Consider the following 13405-nt stretch of genomic DNA (forward strand, 5'->3'; position numbering starts at 1 on the left):
GCTTATACCAGTTCGATCGCCATCGCCGTCGCTTCGCCGCCGCCGATGCACAGGGCGGCCACGCCGCGCTTGCCGCCGGTTTTTTTCAAGGCACCCAGCAGGGTGACGATGATGCGCGCGCCCGAGGCACCGATCGGGTGGCCGAGGGCGCAGGCGCCGCCGTGGATGTTGATCTTGCTGTGTGGAATGTCGAGGTCGTGCATGGCGGCCATCGGCACGGCGGCGAATGCTTCATTGATCTCGAACAGATCGACATTGCTGCTGCTCCAGCCCGTTTTTGCATACAGTTTTTTCACGGCGCCGATGGGGGCGGTGGTGAACTCGTTGGGCGCCTGCGCGTGCGTGGCGTGGCCGTGGATCTTGGCGATGATGGTGCAGCCGAGTTTTTTCGCCGTCGATTCGCGCATCAGCACCAGGGCCGCGGCGCCGTCGTTGATCGACGAGGACGAGGCGGCCGTGATGGTGCCGTCTTTCTTGAAGGCGGCCTTCAAGGTCGGGATTTTTTCCAGGCGCGCCTTTTGCGGGCCTTCATCGATGCTGACGACGGTGTCGCCGCCGCGGCCGGAGACGGTGACGGGCACGATTTCCCATGCGAAGCTGCCATCCTTGGTGGCCGCCTGCGCGCGTTTCACGGATTCGATGGCAAACGCGTCCTGCGCTTCGCGCGTGAAGCTGTATTGGCTGGCGCACTCTTCGGCAAACGTGCCCATCGAGCGGGCATTGCCCTTTTCATCGCGGCTGTAGGCGTCTTCCAGGCCATCCATCATCATGTGGTCGTAGATCATGCCGTGGCCAATGCGGTAGCCGCCGCGCGCCTTCGGCACCAGATAAGGGGCGTTGGTCATCGATTCCATGCCGCCCGCCACCACCACGTCGGCGCTGCCGGCGAGCAAGGTGTCGTGCGCGAACATGGTCGTCTGCATGGCCGAGCCGCACATCTTGGACAGGGTCACGGCGCCGGTGGAGTCCGGCAAGCCGGCCTTGCGCAAGGCCTGGCGCGCGGGCGCCTGGCCCTGGCCGGCCATCAGGCAATTGCCGAAATACACGTGTTCGACGGCGTCCGGCGCGATGCCGGCGCGCTCGACGGCGGCGCGGATGGCGACGGCGCCCAGGTCGCTGGCGGTAACGTTGGCAAAGTCGCCCTGGAAGGCGCCCATGGGGGTGCGCGCGGCACCGACGATTACGACTGGGTCATTCATGGTGGATCTCCATTGTTAAGTGATTGAAAGGCGGTGCTGGCGCTGCTGGCGCCGGGCCTGGGTGCTGCGATTGGTAACAAAAACGGATGTGCTGCGGATAAGGAAAGACGTCCTCGATATGGCCATCGAGGATGCGCTGCTTGCGCGCCTGCCAGTAGGCGGCCGTCAGCAGCTCGGCATGGTGCTGCATGAAGTAGCTGCGGATGCGCGGATTGCCCAGCAGGAAGCGCCCGAATTGCTCGGGAAACACATCGTTCTTGCCGATGGGATACCACGGTTCGGCCGACATTTCTTCTTCCTCCGTGCGCGCCTCGGGAATGACGCGGAACTGGCAATCGGTGATGTACTCGATCTCATCGTAATCGTAAAAAACGACACGCTGATGACCTGTCACGCCAAAGTTCTTGTACAGCATGTCGCCAGGGAAAATATTCGCCGCCACCAATTCCTTGATGGCGTTGCCGTACTCGACGATGCCGTGCTCGACGAGGTCGGCGCGGCCGTCCTTTTCGGCATTGCTGAGCCACATGTTCAGCGGCACCATGCGCCGCTCGATGTACAGGTGGCGAATGATGATCTGCTCGCGGTCTTCCTCGACCAGCGACGGTGCAAAATGCTTGAGTTCGGCCAGCAGTTCCTCGGCAAAGCGCGCGCGCGGAAACGCCACGTTCGAATACTCGAGCGTGTCTGCCATGCGGCCCACCCGGTCGTGGTGCTTGACCAGTAGGTACTTTTCCTTGACCTGCGCGCGCGTGGTTTCCTTCGGTGGCGGGAAGAAATCCTTGATCACCTTGAACACGTAAGGAAACGACGGCAGCGCGAACACCAGCATCACCATGCCGCGGATGCCGGGGGCGATCTCGAAGTGGTCCGAGCTGTGCTTCAAATGCTGCAGGTAGTCGCGGTAAAACAGCGTCTTGCCCTGCTTTTGCAAGCCCAGTATCGTATAAATTTCGCTGCGCGGCTTGCGCGGCAGCAAACTACGCAGGAATTGCACATAGGCTGACGGCACTTCCATATCGGCCAGGAAATAGGCGCGCGTAAACGAGAACAGCACGGCGATCTGCTGGTGCTCGAACAGCACCGTATCGAGGACCAGCTTGCCGTGCCGGTTGTGCAGGATGGGCACGACGAATGGGTATTCGCGGTTGCCGTTGATGCCTTTGCCGACCAGATAGGCACCCTTGTTGCGGTAGAACAGACTGGTCAGGACCTGGATCTGGTGGTTCGGTTCGAGCTTGTCGCCGCCGAACAGCTGGTGCAATCGCGCTTCCACCTGGGCCACGTCGCGGTCGAGGTTGGCAAACTCGCAGTTCAGCTGGAAATTCGTCACCATGCGCTTCAGGGTGTAGCGCAAGCCATCCTTGCTTGGGTAATACACGCGATAAGTGGGAACCAGCTCTTCCGTTTCGATGTATTCCGTGGAAACGACGGGACGCACGAAAATGTAGTCATTGTGGAAATATGTGCGGTGCAGGATGTTGCAGCAGACGGAATTGAAGAAGGTTTCCGCCAGTTCCGGCTGCTTGTGGTCGCTCAGCATGCCGATGTAGTGCAGCTTGAGCTCGCGCCATACTTCGTCGCTCAACTCCGACTCTTCGTACTCATCTTCGAGCATCTGCACGCATTCCTGCACGCGCTTGTCGTAAAAGCCGATGCGTTCGCGGGCCGCCTGCTGTGCCGCGGCCCAGGCGCCTTGCTCGAAATATTGCTTGGCGTGCTGGCTCGTTTCACGGAACAGGCGGTAATGCTTGTCGAAGCCGTCGCGGATGGTGCGCGCGATATCGAATGCAATCTGCGACGACAGCAGTTTGGGGAAGGCTATTTGCGTCATTGGTTTGCTCGCATGAATACACCATTACCCAGTCGACATCCGCGCACCCGTGCTTTACTTGGTTTCCGCAAACAGTTCGCGGCCGATCAGCATGCGGCGGATTTCGCTGGTGCCGGCGCCGATTTCGTACAGCTTGGCGTCGCGCCACAGGCGGCCGGCCGGATACTCATTGATGTAGCCGTTGCCGCCCAGGGCCTGGATCGCCTCGCCGGCCATCCAGGTCGCCTTCTCCGCACTATACAGAATCGCGCCGGCCGCATCCTTGCGCAGCTGGCGCACGGCTTCCGGCGTGGTGGCGCGGTCGCAGGCCTGGCCCACGGCGTAGACATAGGCCTTGCACGCCATCATGGTCGAATACATGTCGGCCAGTTTGCCCTGCATCAATTGGAATTCGCCGATGGGCTGGCCGAATTGCTTGCGGTCATGCACGTAGGGCACGACCAGGTCCATGCACGCCTGCATGATGCCCAGCGGGCCGCCGGACAGCACGGTGCGTTCGAAATCGAGGCCCGACATCAGCACGTTGACGCCCTTGCCCAGGCCGCCCAGCACGTTTTCGGACGGCACTTCGCAATCCTGGAACACCAGTTCGCCCGTGTGCGAACCGCGCATGCCCAGCTTGTCGAGCTTTTGCGCGATGGAGAAACCCTTGAAATTCTTTTCAATCAGGAACGCCGTCATGCCGCGCGGACCCGCTTCCAGGTCGTTCTTCGCGTACACCACCAGCACGTCCGCGTCGGGGCCGTTGGTGATCCACATCTTGGTGCCGTTCAAGACCCAGCGGTCGCCCTTGAAGTCGGCGCGCAGCTTCATGCTGACGACGTCCGAACCGGCGTTCGGTTCCGACATGGCCAGCGCACCGATGTGCTCGCCGGTGATGAGTTTCGGCAAGTACTTGGCTTTTTGCTCGGCCGTGCCGTTGCGCTTGATCTGGTTTACGCACAGGTTCGAGTGGGCGCCGTACGACAGGCCGACGGAGGCCGAGGCGCGCGAGATTTCTTCCATGGCGATGATGTGCGCCAGGTAGCCCATGCCGGCGCCGCCGTATTCTTCGCTGACGGTAATGCCGAGCAAGCCCATGTCGCCCATCTTGCGCCACAGGTCCATCGGGAACTGGTCCGTGCGGTCGATTTCAGCCGCGCGCGGCGCGATTTCGGCGGCGGCAAATTGTTGGATCGCTACTCTTAGCGCGGCGATGTCGTCGCCGTGGTCAAAGGTCAAGCCTGGGAGATGGAGCATGTCGTCCTCGTAATCTTCGTTATGGTGTGGCGGTCATGGATGCCGGGTCGTGGAAGCTATGATACTCAGTTGTGACGTTTACGTAAACGTAAAGTGAAGCGCGTCAAGCGGCACGGGCCAGCTTGCGCCCATGTCTTACAGCGTGGCCACCTTGCCATCGTTCAAGTCCGCCAGCATGCGCGCACAGGCCTCCTCGTGCGAACTGATTTCCGCCAGCGCCATTTCGATGTCGATGCGCTGCTGCTCCAGGGTCTGGCGGTGCTGCGCCAGTACGCCGAGGAAGCGGTCCATCTGCGCGCGCGTGTCCTTCGGCGACTCATACATGTCGACCAGGCTCTTGATTTCCGACAGCGCCAGGCCCAGGCGCTTGCCGCGCAGGGTCAGTTTCAGTCGCGTGCGGTCGCGCGGCGTGTAGACGCGGCTGCGCCCGCCTGCGCCTTCGCGCTTCGGGCTGAGCAAGCCCTGGTCCTCATAGAAACGGATGGCGCGCGCCGTGATGTCGAACTCCCGCGCCAGTTCGGTAATGGTGTAGGTCGTCGTTGGTGCGGGCGGTGATGGTTGCATGGGTGGTCGGTAGAAAAGTCGGTGCGCTGCAAGGCAGGCTGGGCGGCAAAGTGCCGTTTACGTCAACGTCAATACTATTGTAGCGTGCCTTGCCCGTGCTGCAACAAAGAAAAAGGGGGCGCTGGCGCCGTGATTTGGCGAATAAGGCAACAGTTACTGAAAATAAATTGATTCTTCCCGCACAAACGGGCTTAAGATCGAGAGTTGGTGGCCAACATGACACCAAAAAGAGCTTTCTTGGCGGTATGGCGACATTTTTTTCGCTACGATGGCAGTAAAATTTTTGCACATTGCGCTATGCCAATATGCACGACCAAAAAACAACGTTTCACTATGAAAACGCTGACCTTATTGTTTCTTTATTGGAAACAACATGGCGCTTCTGAAAACTTTGTCTACAAGAAATTGTATTACATGAGCATTGCGCGAATCGGTAGAGGCGGGCATTATCCGATACCGTACGTTGTAGTGCCAAACCGAGGCTTTGAATCGTGCTGCAGTGCGAAAATCAAGGCCAGCCGCGAATTTGACCCGAAGCCACGCAGGATCACAAGAGAAAATTCGGCCCAGTTTTTCATCGGAAAAGCCAGGCTGGAGTGTTAATTGTTAATTAATGCAATTTTCAAATGTAACAATCTGTATGGTCATTCAAGAAACTGACTTTCATGTTACAACATGAAATAGTACACCTATGAATTCTTCTAACGAACGCGAAAGCTTCAGCCAGCGACTTCAGTTGGCTCTCAAAAACGCCCATTATTCTCCAGACAGCCCGACCAGACTGGCCCGGGAATTCAATATCCGTTTCGACGGGCGCCCGATTACCGTGCATGCAGCTAGGAAATGGTTAGTAGGTGAAGCAATTCCCACGCAAGAGAAATTGCGCATGATTGCCCAATGGCTGGGCGTGCCGGCGGAATGGTTGCGCTTTGGCGGGCCAGAAAGTGCCACGCCGAATGGTGAAGCGGGCAGCGCCTTGTCGCGTTTTGAGTCTGCCGATGTGAAATTAATTGCCGATTTGCAAAGATTAGATGAACATCATCGTCAAATCGCGCGTGAATTTATTCGCATGCTGGTAAGAGTCAACTACCAAAAGTAAGCCTTCAGGCCTTTCCTGGCCGGCGCCATCCGCTTTTCGCCGATGGCGCATCTCCTGTTCTTTTATTTGCGCAGAGTCATACTGGAGACATGATTTTGCCGCACAATAAGACCTCGCATGTTGCGCTGCAGCGGAATTATTTGACAATAATCCCGCCTGCGGCGGCGCAGCGGACAATACCAGCGCATAATCACATCAGAAACAGCCAGTTCATCCACTACGGAGCCGAGCACTTGAGCCGTCTTATGAAAAGTAACTACAGCAATACCGCGCAGCTGAAGGACTTGATGACCGTGCCCCCCATGACTGCCGCGCAACATGCGGAAGTCATGCGCAAACGGATCGCCCACCGCAGGATGGTTGAAGAAGCCAGGGATTTGAAGCAGGCCAGTGCCATGCAGTTTGAAAAACGCTAGTGGTGGATGCCTGAGCAAGGCTGCTATGCGTCGCGCTTTGCGGCCGGCGATGCTCACCGTGCTAGAGCACGGTTGCGCTTCTGGGCGACAAGGGAGGCGCCGCGCCCCGCTGCCGCCGCTACGCTTTTGTCAGGCAGCGTGACGTGCGTCGTCCGTCATGTAGTTTTTCAGTCTGTCGCTGACTGGTCCGGGGTTTTCAGACCGTTCCACCGCGGCGCCAGGCCGTGCTCGATGCCGAGCAGGTCGATGACGCGCGCCACCGTATGGTCGACCATTTGCGCAATGCTGTGCGGGTGGTGATAAAAGCTGGGCAATGGGGGGAAGATGATGCCGCCCATTTCCGTCACGGCCGTCATATTGCGCAGATGCGCCAGGTTGAACGGCGTTTCGCGCACCATCAGGATCAGGCGCCGGCGCTCCTTGAGCACCACATCGGCTGCCCGCGTGATCAGATTATCCGACAAGCCATGGGCCACGGCCGCCAGGGTCTTCATCGAGCACGGTGCGATGACCATGCCATCGGACTGGAACGAACCGCTGGCGATCGAGGCGCCGATGTCGCGCAGCTTGTGCACCACGTGCGCCTGCGCTTCGATGTCCTTGCGCCCCACGCCCGTTTCCTGGTGCAGGGTCAATACGGCCGCATCCGACAACACCAGATGCGTCTCGACGCCGGGGATGGCGCCGAGCAATTGCAACAGCCGCAAGCCATACACGGCGCCCGTGGCGCCCGTGATGGCAATGACGATACGCCGCGGCCGCTGCTGGCTATCAGGCATCGAGCAGGGACTTCAGTTCGCCCGATTCAAACATTTCATTCATGATATCGGAACCACCGATGAATTCGCCTTTGACATACAGCTGCGGAATGGTCGGCCAGTTCGAGTAATCCTTGATGCCCTGGCGTACTTCCGGGTCGTCCAGCACGTTGACGGTGGCGATGTTTTCCACGCCGCACGCTTTCAGGATCTGGATGGCGCGGCCGGAAAAGCCGCACTGCGGGAACTGGGCCGTGCCCTTCATGAACAGCACGACCGGCGTGTTCGTCACGGTTTCTTTGATCCAGGTTTGTACGTCGCTCATAGCTGCCTCTGATGGGTAAATAAATAGATGGCGTCATTTTATAAGAAAACGCCGCCACGGGTATGCGCTCAGGTCATAAATCGGGCAAGTCAGCCACGCTGATGCCTATACGGGCTTGCCCAGGCACGTCGATTGCGCCGCGCCCACGTATTTGCCCCAGGCAGGCACAGGCACAGGCACATAACCGTGTTTCGCATAAAACGCCACGGCGCGGGCATTGGCCACGCGGGTAGACAGGTGCAGCCGCGCATAGCCGTGCCGGCGCGCCTGCGCTTCCACATGGGCCAGCAGGGCCGCGCCCACGCCAGCGGCGCCCGGGCGCGCATACATGCGCTTGAGTTCGCCTATGGCGCTGTCTGGCTCGCCCAGCGGCCGCAGGGCGGCGCAGCCCAGCAATTCTCCGGCCGCATCGCGGGCCAGATAAAAGCCGCCGCGCGGCGTTGCCGCTTCGATATCGAACGAGGAACGGCCGCTGTCGCCATTGATGCGCAGCAATGCTGCCGATAATTCATCGAGCAGCAGCCGGGCATCCAGGCTGGCGGCATCCACCGCCAGGATGACAAGGTCATGCCCGGCGGCCATGGACTTAACCGCGCAGCTTGGCGAACGCGGCGGCCATGCTGCCGGCCGGCTCGGGTGCGTTGCGCGACTGCGACTGGTGCTGCGCCATGCTGCGGCGGTCGTTGCGGTCGCCACGCTGCTCGGGCTTGCTGCCGGCCTGCGGCGCGCTGTCCGTCAGGCGCATGGTCAGGGCGATGCGCTTGCGCTTTTCATCGACTTCCAGCACCTTCACGCGCACGACCTGGCCCGCCTTCACCACCGTGTGCGGGTCTTTCACGAAGGTGTTCGACAGGGCCGAGATGTGCACGAGGCCATCCTGGTGCACGCCGATATCGACGAAGGCGCCAAAGGCGGCCACGTTGGTGACCACGCCCTCGAGGATCATGTCCGGACGCAAGTCGCGGATCTCTTCCACGCCTTCCTTGAAGGTGGCCGTCGTGAATTCCGGACGCGGGTCGCGGCCCGGCTTTTCCAGCTCTTTCAGGATATCGGAGATGGTCGGCACGCCGAAGGTGTCATCCGCGTATTTTGCCGGGCTCAAGGTTTTCAGCAGCGCCGTTTCGCCGATGACGGCCTTGATATCCTTCTTGATGTCGGCCAGGATTTTTTCCACCAGCGGGTACGATTCCGGGTGGACGGCGGACGCGTCGAGCGGGTTTTCGCCGCCCATCACGCGCAGGAAGCCGGCCGCCTGTTCGTACGTCTTGTCGCCCAGGCGCGGCACGGCCTTCAAGGCCGCGCGCGAAGTGAACGCGCCCTTCATGTCGCGGTAGGTGACGATGCTTTGCGCCACGCTGGCCGACAGGCCGGAGACGCGCGCCAGCAGCGGCGCCGAGGCCGTGTTCACGTCCACGCCCACGGCGTTCACGCAATCTTCCACCACGGCATCGAGCGAACGGGCCAGCTGGCTTTGACTCACGTCATGCTGGTATTGGCCGACGCCGATCGATTTCGGGTCGATCTTGACCAGCTCGGCCAGCGGGTCTTGCAGGCGGCGCGCGATCGACACGGCGCCGCGCAGGGACACATCCATGTCCGGCAATTCCTTCGAGGCGAACTCGGACGCCGAGTACACCGACGCGCCCGCTTCCGAGACGACGATCTTCGTCATCTTCGCTTCCGGATGCTGCTTGATCAAGTCCTGCGCCAGCTTGTCCGTCTCGCGCGAGGCGGTGCCGTTGCCGATGGAAATCAGGGACACATTGTGCTTGGCGGCCAGGCGGCCCAGGGTGTGCAGCGAGCCATCCCAGTCGTTCTTCGGCTGGTGCGGGTAGATCACGGCCGTATCGACGACCTTGCCGGTGGCGTCGACCACGGCGACCTTGACGCCCGTGCGCAGGCCCGGGTCCAGGCCCATGGTGGCGCGCTGGCCGGCCGGCGCGGCCAGCAGCAGCGCTTTCAGATTGGTGGCAAAGACGTTGATGGCGTCCAGTTCCGAGCGTTCGCGCAGCGCGCCCATCAATTCCGTTTCCAGGTGCATGAAGCTTTTCACGCGCCAGGTCCAGCGCGCCGTGTCGGCCAGCCATTTGTCGGCCGGACGGCCCAATTGCTTGATGCCGAAGCGGGCGGCGATGCGGCCTTCGCATGGATTATGCGGCGCATCCCATTTCGGTTTTTCGGCTTCCGTGTCCAGGCGCAGGGTGACGTCGAGGATGCCTTCGCGGCGGCCGCGCAGCAGGGCCAGCGCGCGGTGCGATGGCACGGTCGAGATGGTTTCCGAGTAATCGAAGTAATCGGCGAATTTTTCGCCTTCATCCTGCTTGCCTTCCACCACTTTCGATTCGACGATGCCATGTTCCTGCACGTATTCGCGCAAGGTTTGCAGCAGGGTCGCGTCTTCGGCGAAACGCTCCATCAGGATCTGGCGCGCGCCGTCGAGGGCCGCCTTGGTGTCGGCCACGCCCGGGTTGTTGCCGTCGGCACTAGTAAATGCATCGCGCAGGAACTTGCCCGCTTCCATTTCCGGCGTCAGTTCCGGATTGTCCAGCAAGCCGTCGGCCAGCGGCATCAGGCCCGCTTCGATGGCGATCTGCGCCTTCGTGCGGCGCTTCTGCTTGTACGGCAGATACAGGTCTTCCAGGCGCGTCTTGTCTTCCGCGTGCATGACGGCGTCGAGCAGCGCGGGCGTCATCTTGTTCTGTTCCGTGATCGAGGCGACGATGGCGGCGCGCCGCTCTTCCAGCTCGCGCAGGTAGCGCAAGCGCTCTTCGAGCAGGCGCAGCTGGATATCGTCGAGGCCGCCGGTCGCTTCCTTGCGGTAACGGGCGATGAAGGGCACGGTGGCGCCTTCGTCGAGCAGTTCGATGGCGGCGGCAACCTGCACCGGTTTGGCGGCAAGTTCAAGGGCAAGGCGTTGTTCGATAGTGGGCAGCATGGTTGTTTCCAGAGCGATCAAGCCTGGAATGATACGCAATCGGCGCGATTGCGCAATCTTGACAGCGCAAATGGACTGTGCGTTGACAACACGCCTAGCGCGGCGGCAGCAGCGGGCTGGCGGGCGTTGGCGCTGGCGGTCGCTGCGGCGTGACGGATTTGCCGAAGGCATTGCCCATGCGGTGCTCCAGCGCGGCGCGGTTGTACAGGCCCAGCTGGTTAGACGGCCGCTGCAGATTGCTTTCCGCCCCCGATAGCGTGGGCGGACGTTGCGACTTGGCACTGTGTGGTGGCAGCAATTTTTCGCTCAGGCAAGACATGGATTGTTCGCGCTTGCCGTTCACTTCCACCTCCACGCAGCCCTTCTCGGGCGCGGCCGCCTGCACGACGACGGTGTGCTCGTCCGCCTGCGCGGGCACGGTGGCGCAAGCCAGTAGTACGGTCAAGAACAGGCGCGCCATGCTGGCTCCCGGAACGGTGAATGGGCGATTAATGAACGATTCAAAACGCCGCCAGCATAGCAAGTCCATGTGTCGCAATGATGACACAGGCCGCCATGCGGGCGTGCGCCATGTCATGCAGTTGTCATGTTGCGAAGCTACTATCTTGCCATTCTGCAGGCAACATTGCAGTTAAGACACTCCACAAGCAGGCTTTTCGTTGATGTTCCTGGAAAATGACACGCACCCACCGTCGCACCGCAACGGGCAACGCCCTGGCCCTGTCGGCCTGTTTGCTGATGACATTGATGACATTCGTGCGGCCGGCCGCCGGCGCTGACGGCAGCGACGCCGGCGCGCAGGCCAGCGTGCGCTTCGACTTGCCCGCGCAGCCACTGGACGCGGCCCTGGTGGCATTTGGCGAAATCACCGGCTATTCCGTGCTGGTCAGCAGCGACCTGGCGGCGGGGCGCATGGCGGCGCCCGTGCGCGGCGACTACACGCCGGTCGAAGCGCTGCAGCGCTTGCTGGTGGGCACGCAGCTGGGCGTGCGTTTCAGCGGCAGCAATGCGTTTACCTTGCTGGCGCTGCCCGCCGCAGCGCCGGCGGCGCCCCCATTGCCTGAGGCCGCCCCCGCCGGCCTGGCCTTGCAGGCGTATGCGGCCGTGCTGCAGCGCTCGCTCACGCGCGCCCTGTGCCGCTTGCATCCGGATGCCTTCGGCCGCTACCGCCTGGCCTTCCAGCTGTGGCTTGATGAGCGGGGCAAGGTGCGCGCCGTGCATGTGCTCGAAGCGAGCGGCGTGGCGCAGCGCGACCGCGCCGTGCTGCAGCGCCTGCGCAGCCTGCTGATGGATGGCGCGCCGCCGGCGAACCTGCCGCAGCCGCTGACGATATTGCTGACGCCGCGGCCCGATCCCGATGCCGATTGCGCGCCGTATCTGTCGCTGGCCGGGGCGTCCTGAGCATGTCGGATTTGCTGAAAGCTACCTTGCGTAAGCTGTTCCTCGAGCGCTACGGCCAGTTTCGCCGCCACCTGCAGCGCCGCCTGGGCTCGGAAGACCTGGCCAATGACGCGCTGCACGAGACGTATTTGCGGGTGGAGCGGATGAACGCGCCCGAAGCGATCAGCTATCCATCCGCGTATCTGATGCGCATCGCCATCAACATTGCGGAAGATCAACGCCGCGACAATGCGCGCCTGCTCAGCCTGCCCGATATCGACGAGCTGTACGAGATGGCCGATGAGTTGGCCGACCCGGCCCGCACCTTCAGCGCGCGCGCCGAGCTCGAAGAACTGGAGCGGGCCCTGCAGGAGTTGCCGAAACGCCGGCGCGCCATCGTCATCGCCGCCCGCGTCGACCAGTTGCCGCACCGCGACATCGCCGAGCGTTTCGGCATTTCCGCCCGCACGGTGGAGAAGGAATTGCGCGCCGGACTCGAACATTGCTGCGAGCGCATGGGACGCGATTTCATTCAACGCTTCGGTCCCGGTGCGGGAAAAACGTCTAAACATCATGATTGAACAAGCGGAAGACGACATGGGTGTCATCCAGAAGGAAGCGCAGGCTTGGGTGGTGCGTCTGGCATCGGGCCAGGTCAGCGAGCGCGACGCGCAAGTGTTTCGCCACTGGTGCGCGCGCAGCCGCGCGCATGCGACGGCGTTTGCCGAGGCGCGCGCCGTGTGGGGCGCCATGGCGCCGGCGGCGCGCGCCGTCAAGTGGGCGCAGCAGCCGGTGAATACGGCGCGGCGCGCCTGGCTCGGCGGCGCCGTGGCCGCCTCGCTGGGCTTGCTGGTGCTGCGCCCGCCCACAGACCTGTGGCCAGCCGTGGCGGGCCTGGGCGCCGATTACGCCACCGGCACGGGCGAGCAGCGCGCGCTGGCGCTGGACGGCGGCGTGCTGGTGCAAATGAATACGCAGACGCGCCTCGACGCGGCGCCCCTGCACGATGGGGCGGCGGCGCTGGTATTGCTGGCCGGCGAGGCCGAATTCCAGGCAGGTTCAAGCGGCGCGGCGCGCGTGCGCGTGCAGGCCGGCGACGGCACGGTGTCGGCCGGCAGCGCGCGCTTCAATATCCGGCTGTTCGGCCAGGAAGTGTGCGTGACATGCCTGGCGGGGCGGCTGCGTGTGGTGCAGGGCGGCAATGACGCGGAACTGGCCGCTGGCGAGCAGTTGCGCTACCGGCCCGAGCATTTCGGCATCGCGCGCGCCGTGAATGGCGGCGACGTCAGCGCCTGGCGCCAGCGCCTGCTGGTGTTCAAACAAAGCACGCTGGCCGAGGTGGTGGCCGAAGTCAACCGCTACCGTCCCGGCAAGCTCATCTTGAACGGCGATGCGCTGGGCAAGACCCGCGTGCAAGCCAGTTTCTCGCTCGACCGCCTCGACGATGTGATCGCCCTGATCCAGGATGCGTATGGCGCGCGCGTGACGCGCTTGCCTGGCGGCATCGTGCTGTTTGGCTAGTGCCTGGCCGTGCTGGCGTCGTGTCAGGGCGGCGCGCCAAGGCGCTGCGCCATTTATGACATTTTCATGACCTTTTGCAGTCCCGGACCTTGTCCCCTGTCAATGCTGCTGGAAGCCGCGAAACAGTGCCTGCCG

The 13405-nt window shown here is 62.3% G+C and carries 15 protein-coding genes; 6 read left to right on the forward strand and 9 right to left on the reverse strand.

Translation table 11 applies throughout. The features are described from left to right. Positions 1-2: 2 nt before the first annotated feature. From O0880_RS26995 to O0880_RS27010, 4 genes are all read right to left on the reverse strand, one after another. The gene (locus tag O0880_RS26995; protein ID WP_071326032.1) at positions 3-1199 is read right to left on the reverse strand and encodes an acetyl-CoA C-acyltransferase; all 1197 of its coding nucleotides are present in this window, start codon (positions 1197-1199) and stop codon (positions 3-5) included. Beyond that, a complete protein-coding gene (aceK, locus tag O0880_RS27000; RefSeq protein ID WP_289889528.1) occupies positions 1192-3033 on the reverse strand; it encodes a bifunctional isocitrate dehydrogenase kinase/phosphatase in 1842 nt (613 codons plus the stop codon). Before aceK ends, O0880_RS26995 begins: the two co-directional genes overlap by 8 nt. Before the next feature lie 54 nt (positions 3034-3087). After that, positions 3088-4272 (reverse strand): isovaleryl-CoA dehydrogenase, encoded by a 1185-nt coding sequence (locus tag O0880_RS27005; protein ID WP_289889530.1) that lies wholly within the window; start codon positions 4270-4272, stop codon positions 3088-3090. Between the two features lie 135 nt (positions 4273-4407). Then, the gene (locus O0880_RS27010) at positions 4408-4836 is read right to left on the reverse strand and encodes a MerR family DNA-binding transcriptional regulator (RefSeq protein ID WP_071326035.1); all 429 of its coding nucleotides are present in this window, start codon (positions 4834-4836) and stop codon (positions 4408-4410) included. Between the two features lie 207 nt (positions 4837-5043). On the opposite strand from O0880_RS27010, the gene O0880_RS27015 reads away from it, so the two are divergent. The 3 genes from O0880_RS27015 to O0880_RS27025 all read left to right on the forward strand — a co-directional run bounded on the left by O0880_RS27015 (position 5044) and on the right by O0880_RS27025 (position 6351). After that, positions 5044-5439 carry a hypothetical protein gene (locus O0880_RS27015; RefSeq protein ID WP_289889531.1) on the forward strand — a complete coding sequence of 132 codons (396 nt, stop codon included), beginning with the start codon at positions 5044-5046 and terminating at the stop codon, positions 5437-5439. 88 nt (positions 5440-5527) lie between these two features. Continuing rightward, entirely contained in the window at positions 5528-5935 is a 408-nt protein-coding gene (locus tag O0880_RS27020) for a hypothetical protein (RefSeq protein ID WP_034753756.1), read from the forward strand. Positions 5936-6024: 89 nt separating this feature from the next. Then, positions 6025-6351, forward strand: coding sequence for a hypothetical protein (locus tag O0880_RS27025; RefSeq protein WP_071326036.1), 327 nt, complete (start codon positions 6025-6027; stop codon positions 6349-6351). Between the two features lie 167 nt (positions 6352-6518). Here O0880_RS27025 and O0880_RS27030 read toward each other — a convergent pair whose 3' ends face one another. The 5 genes from O0880_RS27030 to O0880_RS27050 all read right to left on the reverse strand — a co-directional run bounded on the left by O0880_RS27030 (position 6519) and on the right by O0880_RS27050 (position 10829). Beyond that, a complete protein-coding gene (locus tag O0880_RS27030; RefSeq protein ID WP_289889535.1) occupies positions 6519-7130 on the reverse strand; it encodes a UbiX family flavin prenyltransferase in 612 nt (203 codons plus the stop codon). After that, positions 7123-7434 carry a Grx4 family monothiol glutaredoxin gene (grxD, locus tag O0880_RS27035; protein WP_034753766.1) on the reverse strand — a complete coding sequence of 104 codons (312 nt, stop codon included), beginning with the start codon at positions 7432-7434 and terminating at the stop codon, positions 7123-7125. The genes O0880_RS27030 and grxD overlap by 8 nt, the downstream gene beginning before the upstream one ends. Positions 7435-7539: 105 nt before the next feature. Continuing rightward, entirely contained in the window at positions 7540-8016 is a 477-nt protein-coding gene (locus O0880_RS27040) for a GNAT family N-acetyltransferase (RefSeq protein WP_289889536.1), read from the reverse strand. Between the two features lie 4 nt (positions 8017-8020). Further along, entirely contained in the window at positions 8021-10369 is a 2349-nt protein-coding gene (locus O0880_RS27045) for a Tex family protein (RefSeq protein WP_289889538.1), read from the reverse strand. 94 nt (positions 10370-10463) lie between these two features. Next, the gene (locus tag O0880_RS27050; protein WP_289889539.1) at positions 10464-10829 is read right to left on the reverse strand and encodes a hypothetical protein; all 366 of its coding nucleotides are present in this window, start codon (positions 10827-10829) and stop codon (positions 10464-10466) included. Positions 10830-11044: 215 nt separating this feature from the next. On the opposite strand from O0880_RS27050, the gene O0880_RS27055 reads away from it, so the two are divergent. From O0880_RS27055 to O0880_RS27065, 3 genes are read left to right on the forward strand one after another with little or no spacing between them, the layout of a single operon-like run. Then, complete coding sequence (locus O0880_RS27055) at positions 11045-11770, forward strand: secretin and TonB N-terminal domain-containing protein (protein WP_289889541.1); 726 nt, start codon at positions 11045-11047, stop codon at positions 11768-11770. 26 nt (positions 11771-11796) lie between these two features. Then, complete coding sequence (locus tag O0880_RS27060) at positions 11797-12330, forward strand: RNA polymerase sigma factor (RefSeq protein WP_289889542.1); 534 nt, start codon at positions 11797-11799, stop codon at positions 12328-12330. Then, complete coding sequence (locus O0880_RS27065) at positions 12323-13270, forward strand: FecR domain-containing protein (protein WP_289889543.1); 948 nt, start codon at positions 12323-12325, stop codon at positions 13268-13270. The genes O0880_RS27060 and O0880_RS27065 overlap by 8 nt, the downstream gene beginning before the upstream one ends. Positions 13271-13405: the final 135 nt, after the last annotated feature.

Source organism: Janthinobacterium sp. SUN118, assembly GCF_030397695.1.
Classification (GTDB): Bacteria; Pseudomonadota; Gammaproteobacteria; order Burkholderiales; family Burkholderiaceae_D; genus Janthinobacterium.